12 protein-coding genes are annotated in these 16,832 nt (G+C 41.1%); 11 read left to right on the forward strand and 1 reads right to left on the reverse strand.

All coding sequences use genetic code 11. The annotated features are described in order from the left end of the window. Positions 1-489: 489 nt before the first annotated feature. Positions 490-1,719 carry an HD domain-containing protein gene (locus ACSX1A_RS00970; protein ID WP_439881732.1) on the reverse strand — a complete coding sequence of 410 codons (1,230 nt, stop codon included), beginning with the start codon at positions 1,717-1,719 and terminating at the stop codon, positions 490-492. Positions 1,720-2,022: 303 nt separating this feature from the next. Between ACSX1A_RS00970 and ACSX1A_RS00975 the strand changes: the two genes are divergently transcribed. The 11 genes from ACSX1A_RS00975 (at position 2,023) to ACSX1A_RS01025 (ending at position 16,780) form a co-directional block, all read left to right on the forward strand. Beyond that, positions 2,023-3,585, forward strand: coding sequence for a response regulator (locus ACSX1A_RS00975; protein WP_439881733.1), 1,563 nt, complete (start codon positions 2,023-2,025; stop codon positions 3,583-3,585). Then, positions 3,578-4,024, forward strand: coding sequence for a tRNA (adenosine(37)-N6)-threonylcarbamoyltransferase complex ATPase subunit type 1 TsaE (gene tsaE / locus ACSX1A_RS00980; protein WP_439881734.1), 447 nt, complete (start codon positions 3,578-3,580; stop codon positions 4,022-4,024). The genes ACSX1A_RS00975 and tsaE overlap by 8 nt, the downstream gene beginning before the upstream one ends. A gap of 1 nt (position 4,025) precedes the next feature. Then, positions 4,026-5,252, forward strand: coding sequence for an alanine dehydrogenase (locus ACSX1A_RS00985; RefSeq protein WP_439881735.1), 1,227 nt, complete (start codon positions 4,026-4,028; stop codon positions 5,250-5,252). A 588-nt stretch (positions 5,253-5,840) separates the two neighbouring features. Further along, positions 5,841-6,632 carry a polysaccharide biosynthesis/export family protein gene (locus tag ACSX1A_RS00990; protein WP_439881736.1) on the forward strand — a complete coding sequence of 264 codons (792 nt, stop codon included), beginning with the start codon at positions 5,841-5,843 and terminating at the stop codon, positions 6,630-6,632. 26 nt (positions 6,633-6,658) lie between these two features. Then, complete coding sequence (locus ACSX1A_RS00995; protein ID WP_439881737.1) at positions 6,659-8,992, forward strand: GumC family protein; 2,334 nt, start codon at positions 6,659-6,661, stop codon at positions 8,990-8,992. A gap of 247 nt (positions 8,993-9,239) precedes the next feature. Beyond that, positions 9,240-10,544: a Vi polysaccharide biosynthesis UDP-N-acetylglucosamine C-6 dehydrogenase TviB gene (gene tviB / locus ACSX1A_RS01000; protein ID WP_439881738.1), complete on the forward strand. Its 1,305-nt coding sequence runs from the start codon at positions 9,240-9,242 to the stop codon at positions 10,542-10,544. 79 nt (positions 10,545-10,623) lie between these two features. Then, positions 10,624-11,610 (forward strand): SDR family oxidoreductase, encoded by a 987-nt coding sequence (locus ACSX1A_RS01005; RefSeq protein ID WP_439881739.1) that lies wholly within the window; start codon positions 10,624-10,626, stop codon positions 11,608-11,610. A 526-nt stretch (positions 11,611-12,136) separates the two neighbouring features. Beyond that, the gene (locus ACSX1A_RS01010; protein ID WP_439881740.1) at positions 12,137-13,387 is read left to right on the forward strand and encodes a UDP-N-acetylglucosamine 1-carboxyvinyltransferase; all 1,251 of its coding nucleotides are present in this window, start codon (positions 12,137-12,139) and stop codon (positions 13,385-13,387) included. 122 nt (positions 13,388-13,509) lie between these two features. Then, positions 13,510-14,817: a flippase gene (locus ACSX1A_RS01015; protein ID WP_439881741.1), complete on the forward strand. Its 1,308-nt coding sequence runs from the start codon at positions 13,510-13,512 to the stop codon at positions 14,815-14,817. Further along, the gene (gene murB / locus ACSX1A_RS01020) at positions 14,814-15,671 is read left to right on the forward strand and encodes a UDP-N-acetylmuramate dehydrogenase (RefSeq protein ID WP_439881742.1); all 858 of its coding nucleotides are present in this window, start codon (positions 14,814-14,816) and stop codon (positions 15,669-15,671) included. Before ACSX1A_RS01015 ends, murB begins: the two co-directional genes overlap by 4 nt. After that, positions 15,668-16,780: a hypothetical protein gene (locus ACSX1A_RS01025; RefSeq protein WP_439881743.1), complete on the forward strand. Its 1,113-nt coding sequence runs from the start codon at positions 15,668-15,670 to the stop codon at positions 16,778-16,780. The genes murB and ACSX1A_RS01025 overlap by 4 nt, the downstream gene beginning before the upstream one ends. Positions 16,781-16,832 lie beyond the last annotated feature (52 nt).

Here is a 16,832-nt window from a genome sequence, read left to right on the forward strand (position 1 = left end):
TCCTGCTATCCTTTCTAACTGCCTTTTATTCTCGGTCTTTCATGATAACCTGTTTCATCTCAAGCTTTGGTGCGCTCTAGCCCGCGAGGGCTCCCCGAAATTCTTCGGGGTAAACTATCTCGGGTATCGCGCTGTGTTCCCTTCCTTTGCTACCCTTCGGTCGCAATGCCGCTTAGGCGGCACCGGAATCTCACAAGGCGCTCTTTATACGAGGGCCCCTACCCCCACCCAAGGACTGGGATCAGGTTCGATAGCTGCTGCCTCTGCAATAGAACAATTATGATCCCCTCCTCGGAGGGGCAAGGGGGCATGCAAACTGATGACAGAGCTTATGTAGTACTCTCTCCTGTTATTAGGAGGGGCAAGGGGTGAGGTAAAGCTCCCCTCCTTAGTTAAGGAGGGGTAGGGGTGGTTGGACCAGGTGCTGTAGCCGGCATCTACAAAAGTCCTGTCTACACATTCATCCTGTAAATCCTGATTCTGAGATAACTAATGCGCCGCTTCCTTCGGATAACACACGTAATACTTCTCCACTTTATAACTCAAAGCCCTGATGTTGGGTAGGTCTGAGGCCTCTGCAACGTCTATTACATAGCCGGATTTGGTGAGCATATCTATGGTTTGGCCCTCTACATCATAAGCGTTGTTGCCAATATTGCCGGAGATCATCAGGTACTTAATGTCTTCCTCAGATACTTTGAATTTATCCTGCACCAGTTCATGTATGCCTAGCAGCAGCTCCTCATCGATGGGTTTGTTAGAAATGACAACTTTGAATAGTTTACGGTTCAGGATACTGTTTGCCAGAAAGGAAAGGATCTTATCAGAATGAGATGCCCATAATTTGATTCCGCCCCATACGTCGTGGTCGTCCAGGCTTACAAAGCGCTCCAGAATAGTACTGTCCTGCTGAAAATCCTGCATAGTAAGGTCCGTAGTCAGAAAAAACTTGAGGCAAGGGCTTGCCGGAACATCAATTCCTTGCTGTACCAGCTGCCGGGCACGCTGCACAACACGTAGGACCATGTTTTCGGCGCTGATCACCGTTTTATGCAGGTATACCTGCCAGTACATCAGCCGGCGACTTACCAGGAAATTTTCTATGCTATAGATACCTTTTTCTTCTACAACCAGCTTGTCGTTGGCCACATCAAGCATTTTAATGATGCGATCAGCGCCAATCTTACCCTCGTACACGCCTGTGTAAAAGCTATCACGGTTCAGGTAGTCAAGGCGGTCTACGTCTAATTGACTGGAAACTAGCTGGTGGAAAAACTTACGCTCGTAGTTATCTGTAAATATATCTATGGCTAAACTCAATCTGCCATCGAATTGTTCGTTAAGCAGGTGCATGATATGGAGCGAGAGGTGTTCGTGGTGCACATTCTTGAAAATGGCGGTCTCAAGGGCATGCGAAAATGGCCCATGACCAATATCGTGCAATAGGATGGCAATTAGAGAAGCCTGAAATTCGTTATCAGAAATTTCGTTATTTTTACTTTTTAGCGTATTTAAAGCCGTATTCATCAGGTGCATCGCACCCAATGCATGATGAAAGCGCGTATGCAAAGCACCAGGGTAAACCATTTCCGTGAGGCCAAGTTGCTTTATCCGACGCAATCGCTGAAAATACGGGTGATCGATTATATCAAAAATAAGATCGGTAGGGACGGTGATAAAGCCGTAAACAGGGTCGTTGAATATTTTTTTCTTGTTCATTAGAACCAGAGATTTAGGTTTGATGGTTTTATTGTTGTACAGTTAATAATCTCCTATGGCGCGAGCGTCCTCGTTCGTGACGTACTTTAGCGGGGCCTCCGGCCCTCTGTACGTAAGAAGAATGATTTCTGTACCTGAGTGCATGTCTAGTTCCTCCGGGAATGAAGACTTTACATTAAATTAAGCCGGGCCAGAGGCCCAAACTATAACAGACACGAGCGAGGACGCCCCGAAATGCTTCGGGATCTGCGACTCGCGCCAATTAGTATTTAAACTAGCAACAAAATACATTCAGATAAAACTATGCAAAGATATAATATTTTATGGGCTGATGACGAGATCGATCTTCTCAAGCCACACATTCTGTTTCTGGAAGATCGCGGCTACGATATTACGCCCGTAAACAGTGGAACAGACGCTATTGAAGAGTTTAAGGAGAAGAGTTTCGATATCGTATTCCTTGATGAGAATATGCCAGGGATCAGCGGCCTGGAAACACTGAATGAGTTGAAATCCATGCGCCCTTCTGTACCTGTGATCATGATCACAAAGAGCGAAGAAGAGCATATTATGGAGGAAGCTATAGGCTCCAAAATTTCAGATTACCTTATCAAGCCGCTCAACCCGAACCAGATATTGCTTTCAGTTAAAAAGACGCTGGAGAACAAGCGCCTGGTGTCTGAAAAGACCAACATGAGCTACCAGCGCGATTTCAGACAGCTGGGAATGGCTTTTGGAGAACGCCTGAGCCAGCAGGAGTGGGCCGATATATATAAAAAGCTTGTTTTCTGGGAACTGGAGATAGACGAGACGGAAAACAAAAGTATGGCTGACGTGATCAACATGCAGAAGGATGAGGCAAACTCAAACTTCGCTAAGTTTATCATGGACAATTATGAGGACTGGATCAACAAAGAGAGTGACGATGCGCCGCTGATGTCGCACCAGTTGTTCAAGGAGCGGGTGTTCCCGATCATGAAGGAAACAGAACGGCCTGTATACTTTGTATTGATCGACAATTTACGTTACGACCAGTGGAAGGTGCTGGAGCCGCTGATCTCTGAGTATTTCACAGTAGATTCGGAAGAAATGTTCTACTCCATACTTCCTACAACCACGGCCTATGCCCGTAACGCTATATTCTCGGGTATGCTGCCAACCGAAATTGCGAAAAAGTACCCGAATATGTGGGTGTATGATGATGAGGACGAAGGAAAGAACCTGCATGAATCGGATTTCCTGGATATTCAGTTTCAGCAAAATAGGGTAACAGATAAACACAGCTATCATAAAATCACAAACGTGCAGGCGGGGCGCGACCTGCTGAACAAGTTTAGTAACCTGGATAACAACAAACTAAACGTGATCGTCTATAACTTTGTGGACATGCTGTCCCATGCCCGAACCGATAGTAATATGGTGCGCGAACTGGCTCCTGACGAGTCGGCTTACCGCTCCATTACCAAATCGTGGTTCCTGCACTCGCCGCTTTTCGATACCCTGAAAGCGATCGCTGATAAGAAGGGGAAGCTGATCATTACCACCGATCACGGTACTATTCGCGTGAAAAGGCCTTTTAAAATTATCGGCGATAGGAATACGAACACAAACCTGCGCTATAAGCACGGTAAAAATCTGGGCTACACCGACAAAGATGTATTTACAGTGAGGAAGCCGGAACGATTTTTCTTGCCAAAAGCCAATGTTTCTACTACGTTTGTATTTGCAATTGAGGATTACTTTTTTGCATATCCCAACAACTATAATTACTATGTTAATTATTACAAAGACACTTTCCAGCATGGGGGTGTCTCGTTGGAGGAGGTTATTATACCGTTTATAACGCTTACACCTAAAAATGCATAGTATAGGAGTAGAAAGAGCACAAATTACGATGTCGTCGTTGGCTGATCTGCCAGCGGCGGCTTCTGTGCTTATAGAGGAGGCTAAAAATGAGCCCATCATACTTTTTGAGGGGCCAATGGGTGCTGGTAAAACGACTTTAATAAAAGAGGTTTGCCGGCAGCTGGGGGTGAAGGAGAATGTGAGCAGCCCGACCTTTTCGCTTGTGAACGAGTACGAAGGGGCAGATGGGAAACTAATTTACCATTTTGACTTTTATAGAATAAATAATGAGCGCGAAGCATTGGATATAGGAGCATTGGAGTATTTTGATTCAGGCAAGCTGTGCCTGATCGAGTGGCCTTCTATGATACCAAATCTGCTTCCAGAGCATTATTTGCTTATAACGTTGCAACCTGATGCCGAAGGCGGAGTGCGCACCATGACCATTAACCAGTTATAGTATGGCGGAAAAAATTGCTCTTGATCTGGGGAAACTGGCTACCAGTCCCGCTCTCTACCCGAAAGAGTCGATGATGACTGTGGAAGAGCGCCGCCGAAGCCTTTCTATTGGTATTCCGAAGGAGTCGTCGTTCCAGGAAAACAGGATCGGTCTGACTCCGGACGCAGTCAAGCAACTCACCGATCATGGTCACCGCATCCGCATCGAGGCAGGGGCCGGTAGTCCGTCCAAGTATTCCGACAATGAATATTCTGAGGCCGGTGCCAAAATTGTTTACTCTACTGAAGAAGTATACGAGGCTGACATCATACTTAAAATAGCACCTCCTACCTACGACGAGATAGAATACCTGCGTCCGGGGCAAACCCTGATCTCTGCCCTTCACTTTGGTAACCTGACAGCAGATTATATCAATGCATTGCTTCGTAAGAAGATAAACGCCATGTCGTTTGAATTGCTCCGTGATAAATCCGATGCAAAGCCTGTGGTAAGAGCCATGAGCGAAATTGCGGGCAGCACCGTTATGCTGATCGCGGCAGAGTACCTGAGCAGCAGCAGTGATGGCAAAGGGGTAATATTAGGGGGAATTACCGGTGTACCGCCCAGCAAAGTGGTTATACTTGGAGCAGGCACCGTGGCGGAGTATGCCGCCCGGGCCGCCCTTGGCCTGGGTGCCGAGGTGAAGGTGTTCGACAACCACATTTACAAGCTTCGCAGGCTAAAGCATAACATCGGCTCCCAGATCTTTACCTCCACCCTTGACAAAGCCGTGCTGTACCCGGAGATCAAGCAGGCCGACGTGGTGATTGGCGCGCTGGTTTCCGACGAAGGCCAGATGCCCTGTATGGTGGAGGAGGGCGTGGTGGCCCAGATGAACCCCGGCTCCATCATCATCGACGTCTGCATAGACCAGGGGGGCTGCTTTGAGACCTCCGAGACCACCTCGCACTCACGCCCCATCTACCGCAAGTACGACATCATCCATTACTGCGTGCCCAACATCGCCTCCCGCGTGCCCCGCACCGCTACCCAGGCATTAAGTAATATCTTCATGCCCATCTTTAATGAGTTCTCAAAGTATGGAGGCATCAATGAAGTCCTTTTCATGAATGAGCACTACCGCAGTGGCGTATACATTTACAAAGGCAGCCTTACGAATTCACATGTTGCCAAAAAGTTTGGGATGCGCTATAAGGAGTTGGGGTTGATGATTGCAGTGCGGAATTAATTTCTGATCTCACAGGGTCTTTATGACCTGTGAGTGTCTTGAATACTTGAAATTGCCTTTTGCTATCTATACTAGAATTCTTTCATCCTCAGTCTTACTTGCTGTTTTGTATCATTTCTGACTTTGGTGCGCTCTAGCCCGCGAGGGCTCGTCCTCGGGCATCGCGCTGTACCGCCTTCCTTTGCTCGCTTGCGCTTTGCAATGCTGCTATCGCAGCACCGGAACCCGCTAAGGCGCTCAACCCAAGGACTGGGATAAGGTTTGATAGCCACAGACTTTGCTATGGACCAGCAAGTCCCCCTTTGAAGGGGGTAGGGGGATGATTACACCTGCGAGCAAGTCCAGTGGCTGTGACTTTTAAGTCTTGGATCCCGAACTTGTATCGGGGGACGGGTTTGGTGGGCTCGCTGCAATTTTCATCATCTTTCCTACCTCATAACCATCACCTAACCATCACCTAACAACCTATTTTTGCCTCCCACAGTGATTTTATTGTATCCGAACCGTTTGTTCAAACATTTTTTAGTAATTTTGAAAAATGTATGCAGCTGGCTTAAGCCGCTGCGGCATTTTATCACCTTGATTAACATGAAACTAAAAGCTCAATACCTGCTGGGTATTATACTTCTTCTCTCCTCCTGTGCTTCTCTTAAACCAAGGGACATAGTCTACTTTAGCAATTTACCGCAAGAGCAGTTGCTTACCGAGCAGGTTGCCGACATGGGTGAGCCAGTGATTAAGACCGGGGATTTACTAACTATAACAGTGATGAGCCTGGATCAAAAATCGAACATGCTCTTTAACCAGGGAGTGATTATGACTGGCGAGGGGAGTAGTATGCAGAGGCAGAGCTCTGGTGACACAAATGAAGGGTACCTGGTAGATAAAGAAGGTTTTATTGAATTTCCGGTGCTGGGCAAAATAAAACTTGCTGGTCTCACCAAGGAGCAGGCCATGCAGCAGATAAAAGCAGACTTGAATACGTACGTCGAGAATCCCATCGTGAAAGTACGGCAGGCAAACTTTCGGTTTACAGTGCTTGGAGAAGTAAATGGGCCTTCCGTTATAACCGTGCCTACCGATAAAGAAAGCGTTACGATACTGGAAGCAATGGGTATGGTGGGCGATATGACCATTTATGGCAAAAGGGAAAATGTGTTGGTAATACGCCATGTGGATGGTGTGAGAACGATGGCACGACTTAACCTGAATAACAGGGAGGTGTTCAGCTCACCCTATTTTTACCTGAAGCAAAACGATGTGGTGTATGTTGAGCCGGATAAGGCGAAAATAGCCGGAACCAGTTTAATCCGCAGGAACTGGGGCTTTGCCGTTGGGTTAGTGTCAACGGCCTTCTTCGTGTATTCTCTTTTTAAATAATATTTCACTCTCAGGAGAAAACATACATGTCAGAGTTAGATTTTCAGGATTCCGAGTCGGAATCAATTGATATAAAAGGTGTTCTAGCAAAATACCTGCGCTACTGGTACTTGTTTGTGTTGGGTGTGGTGCTTAGTTTGGCGATTGCCTACCTGTACCTCCGCTATGCTACCCCATTGTATAGTGTCAGCAGTACTTTGCTGGTGAAGGATGACCAGCAGGGTGCTAATGTGCTGTTTAGTGATCTTGCATTGCTCCAGAATAGCAAGAGTATGGAGAATGAAATTATCGTTCTCAAATCCAGTACCCTTATGCAACGGGTATTGACTGAACTTTCGCTTAATACAAGGTATTTTGTTGACGGCCGTGTTAAATCCATTGAACTGTATGGAGAGAATAGGCCGATAAAGGTAATCGCCAGTAATTTGGATTCTGCAGCACTCAGAAAAACGTTTACCATACATGTAAAAGATAAAAACATTTTCGAACTGGAAGATGAGGCTGGCTCAGCAACATACCAGTTTGGCAAGCAGATTAATAAGCCATACGGTAGCTTTACAGTGTTAACGGTGCCCGGAAAAGTTGTAGCGGGTAAAACAATCACAGTTTTATTCCAGGATATCAGGAAAAGGGCCGAATACTATAATCAAGCACTCGCAATAGCACCGTATAATAAAAGCGCTAGTGTTCTGGTATTAAGCTTAGTGGATGCTGTGCCGGAAAAAGCAGAAGATATTATTAATAAGTTAACAGAGGTATACATAGCGGGAGGCGTTGAAGACAAGAAGAGACTGGCTACCAGCACGATTCAGTTTATCGACGAAAGATTAAAGTACCTGACAGAGGAGCTAACAGCCGTAGAGAAGGATGTAGAGCAGTATAAAAAGGAGAATGAGTTAGTAGATGTGAGCACAGCGGCTAACCTGGCCTTGTCTAATACGGAAGCATACCGAAAGCAGTTAGCTGATCTGGCCATCCAGATCGATATCCTGGAGTCAATTGAATCTTACATCACAAAAGAGGAAAAACCGGTTGACCTGATTCCAACCAGCCTGAGTATCAGCGACCCTACCTTAGGTGGGCTTATAGCTAACTTTAACCAGTTGCAGTTAGAACGTCAGCGCCTGTTACAGACTGCAAAGCCGGAGAGCCCGTTGGTAAAAAATATAAACGTGCAGTTGGCGAACCTGCAGGAAAATATTTTAGAGAATCTTCGAAATGTTCGAAGAGGATTAACCATTTCCCGCAATAATTTACAGGCAAGCGCTTCTCAGTTCAGATCAAAAGTACAGCAGGCGCCTACCCTGGAACGGGAAATGCAGGTAATTGGAAGGCAGCAAGGCATTAAATCAGAACTTTACTTATATCTTTTACAGAAGCGGGAAGAAGCTGCTATATCTCTGGCAGCTACAGTTTCCAACTCCCGGGTAATTGATCCGGCTACGAAAGGTGATATGCCGGTAGACCCAAAACCACAAATGGTTTACCTGATTGCTTTACTGGTGGGTCTGGCTGTGCCTTTTGCTGGCATTACAGTAGCCGACCTGTTAAACGATAAAGTTCAATTGGTAAAAGATGTAGAGAAAAAAACAGCGACCCCTATTCTGGGTGAACTGAACCACAGCGATACATTTGAAACTGTTATCGTGAAAAAAGACAGCAGAACTCCTGTCGCTGAACAGTTCCGCCTGATCAGATCTAACCTCCAATTCGCTACCATAGGGAAAGAGAATAAAGTCATATTAATAACATCAAGCATGACCGGAGAAGGAAAAACCTTCTTTAGCATCAACCTGGCAGCCAGCCTGATGCTCACCGGAAAAAAAGTAGTTATCATTGGTTTCGATCTTCGGAAGCCAAAACTTACACAAGGCCTAAACCTTCCGAATGACATGGGTATTACGAATTACCTGATTTCTGATCAGGTAGGTATTGAAGATATTGTACAGAAAGTACCGGAACATCCGAATTTGTATGTGATCGGTGTAGGACCAATTCCTCCGAATCCGGGTGAATTAATGATGCTACCTAAAATTGGGGTTTTGATTGAGCAATTAAAAGAGGTGTTCGATCATGTAGTGATTGATACTGCCCCGGTAGGCCAGGTAGCAGATGCATTTGCCTTAGCACCTTACATCGACTCCAGCATTTACCTGGTGCGCTATAACTATACCAGCAAATCGCAGTTGGCTATCATAGATGACATTTACCGTAGCAAGAAGCTAAAGCACCCGATGATCGTGCTAAACGATGCTAAAAAAGGGAATAGCCATGGCTATGGCTATGGCTACGGCTATGGCTACGGAGATGATGAAAAGCAAGGTTGGCGGAAGAGCTTGAAAAAGCGTGTGAATGCTTAAAGAGTATTAAACATTGCCCTACTTCAAGTTTTAATCATTGACAGGTTACGGGATGTTTATAGCTTGAGGTATAGTAGCAGGGGAATTATAGCACAAGTGAAATTCCCCTCCTCGGAGGGGTTAGGGGTGGGTTTCACCTATATCAAACCACAAAAATAAACTTAAATTTAAGTACTAAGTGTCTTTTCATTTAAGAAGAATATTTTAAAGAAGTAGTTACAAAACGATTAATATAAATAAACACCACATGTCAATAACAGCCGAATTGAAGGAAGCAAAAATTGCCGTAATTGGTCTAGGCTACGTAGGTCTTCCCCTTGCCGTTGAATTTGCTAAAAAGTATAAAACCTTCGGCTTTGATATTAACGCGCAGCGGGTAAGTGAGTTAAACGAGGGGCAGGACTTTACACTGGAAGTTGACGAAGAGAATTTGAAAGCAGTACTGACTAGTGACTGTACAAGTACAACAGGGCTGTTCTGCACCAATGAGCTTCAAAAAATACAGGAATGTAATTTCTTTATTGTAACAGTTCCAACCCCTGTAGATAAATACAACCGACCTGACTTAACCCCACTTTACAAAGCCAGCGAAACAGTGGGCAAAGTGCTAAAAGCAGGAGACATCGTAGTTTATGAATCTACTGTATACCCTGGTGTTACAGAGGAGGAATGCGTACCTGTACTTGAAAAAGTATCTGGACTTAAATTTAACAAAGATTTCTTTGCAGGCTATTCACCGGAGCGTATCAACCCAGGTGATAAGGAACATACGGTAGCAAAAATTCTCAAAATTACCTCGGGATCTACCCCAGAAGCGGCTGAGAAAGTAGATCAGCTATATAATTCGGTGATCACTGCTGGTACACATAAAGCCACGAGTATAAAAGTAGCGGAGGCAGCCAAAGTAATCGAAAATGCACAGCGGGATATCAATATTGCCTTTGTAAATGAACTGGCTAAAATATTCAATCGGCTGGGTATTGATACAGATGAAGTATTACAAGCGGCTGGTACCAAATGGAACTTCCTGAACTTTAAGCCCGGGCTTGTTGGAGGACATTGTATTGGAGTAGACCCGTACTACCTGGCGCAAAAAGCGCAGGAAGTCGGCTACCATCCGGAAATTATACTTGCAGGTCGCCGTTTAAATGATGGTATGGGTGAGTATGTAGCGCATGAGGTAGTGAAACTGATGGTAAAGAAAGAGATTCCTGTTAAAGGTGCACAAATCCTGGTTCTGGGGATAACCTTCAAAGAGAACTGTCCTGATGTACGGAACACCAAAGTTGTAGATATCCTCTACACCCTTAAAGACTACAGTACCGACATCACAATATATGATCCTTGGGCAAAGCCAGCAGAAGTCAAACATGAGTATGACTGGAACTCTGTAACAGAACTAAATTCTGAAAAAACTTTTGACGCCATCATCCTGGCCGTATCTCATAATGAGTTTAAAAAACTTGACCTAAATAGGCTCTGCAAACAGAATGCAGTAATCTACGACGTAAAAGGAGTGCTCCCCAAAGAACTCTCCGACGCACGTCTTTAGTCATATTGCGATAAATCCCCTCTTGGGAGGGGTAGGGGTGGGTTAAAATCACTCTTTTCACTTAAACTAAGTACAACAAGTGTACGAAACAAAATATCATACAGAAGACCTCAGCCAGTTTAGCTTCCTCATTACAGGTGGTGCTGGTTTTATAGGCTCCAACATAGTAGAATACCTTCTTAAATATGGAGCTAAAAAAGTAAGGGTACTAGATAATTTCTCCACTGGCTCACATGCAAATATCATTGAATTCAAATACAACCCTGCATTTGAATTGCTGGAAGGTGACATCAGGGACCTGGAAACCTGCAGAAAAGCATTAGAAGAAATTGATTATGTCTCTCATCAGGCTGCACTAGGTTCGGTGCCGCGCTCTATAAATGACCCTATTACCAGCAATGATGTCAACATAAGTGGTTTCCTAAATATGTTAGTAGCTGCTCGAGATGCAGGAGTAACGCGTATGGTATACGCCGCCAGCTCAAGTACCTATGGTGATCATCCGGATTTGCCCAAAGTGGAGGATAAAATAGGTAATCCATTATCCCCATATGCAGTCACAAAGTATGTGAACGAGCTTTATGCAAGCGTTTTTTCAAAGATTTACGATTTTCATACAGTTGGTCTGCGTTACTTTAACGTGTTTGGCCCGAAACAAAATCCTCAAGGACCTTATGCTGCAGTAATTCCTTTATTTATAGAGGCAGCTCTTCAAAATCAGGCTCCTTATATCAATGGTGATGGGGAAGCAAGTAGAGACTTTACTTTTGTGGAAAATGCAGTCCAGGCCAATGTAAAAGCTATGCTAGCTCCTGGAGTTGATAAGCATGAGGTGCTGAATGTAGCATTTGGTGAAAGAACTACGCTTAACCAGTTGTGGAATAGCATAACAGAAATTGCAGGAATAAAGCTAGCTCCTAAATCCAGGGAAGAACGCAAAGGAGACGTACGACATAGCTTAGCTGATATTAGCAAAGCGAATAAAATTATTGGATATGCTCCAAAAGTCTCTGTGTTAGAAGGGCTATTTAAAGCTTTTTTATGGTACAGGAACTCAACTAGATGATTAAATAAATATAAGGGAGTTCAATATAATTAGATTAGCTTGATGAATTCTCCTTGTTGGGGCACTAAGAGAGTTATTATCAAAGAATCTATTATCATACCTTTTTTTATTGTGCATTAGGCACAGGTAGTGCATGAGGCAGTGTAGCTGATGGTAAAGGAACATGCAGTAGAAGATGCATATCTCGTCTAGGTATTTATTGTATCTGCCCCAATGTGAATTGTAGTGGAGATAAAAGTCTCTATACTTTTAAAGCCTGTCAACTTGATATCTCAATATTATTAATGGGCTTGCAGAGGTAAAGAATTAATATCATTAGGCATGTACTTTAATTCTAAATTATGAAATACAGCAGATGTATTATTTAAGTAGAGTCAAATGTGTTTGAGCTTTAAAATTTATTTAAAAACAAAAGCACAATTTTGTATGAAAAATGTGAAAATAGTAATGTTGAAAGAGTTGCTGATACTAAGTAATATAAAATAAATTAATAAAAAATTTAAATAAGCAATTAGAGAAATACAAAATGGATGATGTGCTTAAAGTTAGCAAAACTGTATTACAAGGAACAGTTAAAGTAAGTGGAGCTAAGAATAGTGCTTTGAAGCTTATTGCTGCTTCCCTGCTTACAGATGAGCCGGTAGAACTCTACAACTTTCCCAACAACCTTCTAGATGTAGAAATTCACCTTCAGATGCTAAAGCATCTTGGGAAGAGTTATAATATTAAAAATGATTATGTTATAATAAAAGAGAACGATAATCAATTATTAACAGAATTAATCTGGGACGAAAGATCTATCAGGAATACATTGTTAATTCTTGGAGCTCTTACTACGCGCCTAGGTTTTGGTAAAGTACCTTTACCTGGTGGATGTAAATTAGGTGACCGAAAGTTTGATTTACATGTAATGGTGTTAGAGCAACTTGGCGCAAAAGTATGGGAGGAAGATGGCTATATATGTGCAAGATCCGAAGGGAGGTTGATAGGGAATAATATTTACTTACCACTAAGATCTACGGGTGCGACTGAAAATGGTATTATTATAGGAACATTATCAAAAGGTACTACAATAATATGGAACCCTCACATAAGACCTGAAATATTAGACCTAATTGGGATGCTTAATAAAATGGGAGCTAAAATCAAGGTGTATGGGCAGAAGTGTATTGAAATACAAGGAGTGGAAAAGCTGAAAGGAGTTAAACATGAGGTAATACCAGATAGTGTTGAGGCATTAACTTGGGCTATTGGCTCAGTAGTAACAAATGGTGATGTAGAGATTTTGAATTTCCCATTTGAGCACTTAGAGGTGCCATTAGCATTCTTGAGGGAGAGTGGGATGAAATACTATAGAGGAGGTGATTCTATAATAGTAAGAGGTGGCGTGCCGTACCCTATAGAAATAAGTACTGGACCCTATCCTGGTATAAACTCTGATATGCAACCTCTTTTTGCAATATATGGTGCATGTTCACAAGGTGAATCAAAAATAGTAGATCTAAGGTTTCCAGGTAGGTATGGATATGCTAATGAACTTAATAAAATGGGTGTTCAGTACAAAGTAGATGGAGACATGTTAGTGATAAACGGTGGTGCGGAATTGAAAAGTGCGGCAGTAAAAGCATTAGATTTAAGAGCAGGAGTTGCATTATTACTTGCAGGTATGTTAACAGAAGGAGTCACAACAATTGAAAATGCTTGGCAGATTAGAAGAGGTTATGAAAACATCGAAACGAAACTAGCAGGTCTTAACTGTAAGATAGAATATCTGTAGTACTTGGGAAAAGAATGACTATGCAAATGCTTATAGAAAGAGTATTTTACTGTAAAATATACTATAGCTAGCTTGACATATTCTGATGCAAAATAAAAACTAGAGATGTATTAATTGTAGAGATGAATAAGTTTGTTAACGACCTAGCGAGCGTATTATTTAGCAAAATTGGAGTAATATTATTTAGTCTAATAAGGGGTGCTATAGTTGCTAGATGGTTAGGCCCCGAGGGTAATGGAGTGGTTGCCGCATTAGCTGTTTACCCAGCTCTTTTTATGACAATAGGTTCTTTGGGAGTGAGACAAGCGACTACATTGTTTGTTGGACAAAAAATGTTTCCTTTAGAAAATATAAAAAGGGCTATCACACAGCTATGGGTACTTTCATCTTTCATAAGTTTAATTGTTTCTTATATTCTAATTAAGAAATTTAGTAATGCTGGAGATGAAGAATACCTTGTGATTTTAGCTGTAGTTCCAATTCCATTTGAATTATTCAATACTTATAATTCAGGTATTTTTATTGGTTCTAATCAAATAAAAGCATTCAATAGAATTAACTGGGTACCTTCTTTAATTACTTTAACCTTTACATTGATATTTGTTATCATTTTAGGACAGGGCATAGAAGGTGTAATGCAAGCATCTATAATTGGAGTGTTTTTCATGTTTGTTTTTTTACTATTTAAGTACAACTTTATTAAAAGCTTTTCTTTAAAAATTGAATTTTCTGTTGTAAAAAAACTCTTGACACTTGGGATAGTATATGCAGTATCTCTATTAGTAATTAATCTAAATTATCGGCTAGATATTATTTTATTAGACAAATTGTCTTCTAAACATGAATTAGGTATTTATTCGAAAGGTGCCGCATTAATAGAATATATGTGGCAGATACCAATGCTCCTAAGTACAATAATATTCGCAAGAAGCGCTTCAGCAAAGGATTCAAGAGCATTTTCTTTTAAAACAGCTCAATTACTAAGAATCTCTTTTATTGCTGTTAGTGTGGCTGCTTTAACAATTGCGCTGTTGTCACAATGGATTATTACATTATTATATGGTAAAAGCTTTCTCCCTAGTTCAGAAGTGTTAGTCATTTTACTTCCAGGGGTAATTATTCTTACTCTATACAAAGTTTTGAATATGGATTTAGCAGGTAGAGGCAAGCCTTGGGTCTCAATGAAAGCAATGTTTCCAGCACTTGTATTGAATGTAATCATGAATATTTACTATATACCTAGATACGGTGCGAATGGTGCAGCGTTTTCTTCTACATTGAGTTATACAATTGCAGGCCTATTATTTATATATTTTTATTCAAAAGAAGTTAAGATTCCTATAAGGGAATTATTAAGATACTCCAAATCTGACTTTGCGCAACTCAAGGTTCTCATTTCAAATAGAGTAAAGCAGTTACAAAAGATATGAAAATTTATACAGATTTTGATTTATCACAATTTAATTCTTACAGAATAAAAGCCTCATGCCGTATGGCAATGTTTCCAGAAACAGAAGATGATATTAGAGAGATATTTTTGGATGGGAAAGGAGCAAAGAAAATACTGTTAGGGAGTGGTCATAATATTATATTGTCCAAGGAGTATTATGAAGAGGAGTTTATTATCTTCTCTAATACCTACGATAATGTAGTTGTGAACGATAATTGCTTAGAGGCTGAAGCGGGAGTAACAATGTTAGAACTTAGTAAACTTGCACTGTTAAACTCGCTTTCAGGGCTTGAGGTTTTTTATGATATTCCAAGCTCTTTAGGGGGGGCTGTGGTAATGAATGCGGGTGCTAGCGGAGAAGAAATAAAGGATTTAGTGATAGATGTTAGATGCTATGATCCTATTAGTGATAAATTTTTTTCCTTAAAACAAAATGAAATCAAGTTTGGGTATCGAACGAGCCTTTTTCAAGAAAGCCCGAATTTAATTGTTACCAAGGCTACACTTGAATTAAAAAAAGGTATTAAAGATTCGATACAAAAGAAGATGCAAGAAGTAAAAACAGCGCGTTGGTCAAAGCAGCCAAAAGAATTCCCGAATGCTGGAAGCGTATTCAAACGCCCAGAAGGTTATTATGTTGGTACACTGATAGATGAGTTAAATTTGAAGGGTTTTTCTATCGGAGGAGCGCAAATTTCAGAAAAACATGGAGGCTTTATAATTAATATTAATAAAGCGACAGGCAATGATATATTGAATTTGATAGATGAAGTTAAAAAGAGAGTTAGAAATAAATATAAGATAGAACTAGAAGTAGAACAGCGAATAATATGATGACTGTTTTCTACTTAATTTCTAATCGTCAACAACACAATTCCGGTAGAGGTGGGAGCTACTTTAGCTCTGCTAGTGTAGCAAAAGTAATGTCGGAAAATCTCAAAGTATACTATTTCAATATTGGCGATCATGACTCGCCTGTTGCGAAAGAAATATTAGGGAATAAATATATAAATTTGAAGATGGGAGGATTAAACAATTTTTACTCTATCTTTAAATATATATATATGACATTTAAATATAGACCTGATGTTGTCCACATATATGATTTAGTCGTTGTCTTTTTTGCATATTTTTCACAACTCTTCTCTAGCTCTAAGATAGTGTTGACCCAACCAGGGGGGGCAAACAGAGCAGTTCCGTCAAAGTATACCCCTAAAAATGTTATAACATGCAGTGTAGAAAACTTCAATTTTTACAAAGAATTAAAAGAATGTAAGCATGTTGTTAATATATCAAATAGAGTTATACCCTTTAGCACAAATGAAAAATCTGTTGGTAAATTAAAAGAATTGATTAATTATAAACCAACAGACTTAATAGTGATGAAAGTTGGTCGTTTAGATAATTATTATGGACTAGGGATACAACAGGCCTATGATTTTTATAAGGAGCTAAAAGAAAATCATGTTTCAGTTAAATTAATTTATCTAGGTCACCATGAGAATGGTTTCATGCCTAATCCAGAAGCATTATGTGACCCTGATGTTTTTTTTGTTCAAGACCAACATTTTACAAAAGATGCCAAAACTGTTATTGATATAGCTAACTATATTGTTGCTAATGGTAGAAGCGCTATGGAAGCTTGTTTTTTAGGGAAAAGGCTTCTAGTTCCATCAAAGAAACATGGATTAATATCAATCAATAGGGAAAACTATATCGAAGCTATTAATTATAATTTTTCTGAAAGAATAGTGGTAAATGATTCAGAGAGTATAAGTTGCACAGAATCAAGTTTCTTCTACAAAAGTTTATTTGAAGACTATTTTAATATTAAAAATGCTTCCAAAAAGTATGAACAGTTTTACGTAAAGTCAGTTAAGGATTCTCCAAAATTGATCTACTTATTAAAATCATTTACTTCTTTGTTTTTTAATTTTAGATGAAATGCAAAGAAGAAAATGATTTTATTTCTTCTTTATTGGCTTCTTAAACAAA

Source organism: Pontibacter sp. MBLB2868 (assembly GCF_051904785.1).
GTDB lineage: Bacteria > Bacteroidota > Bacteroidia > Cytophagales > Hymenobacteraceae > Pontibacter.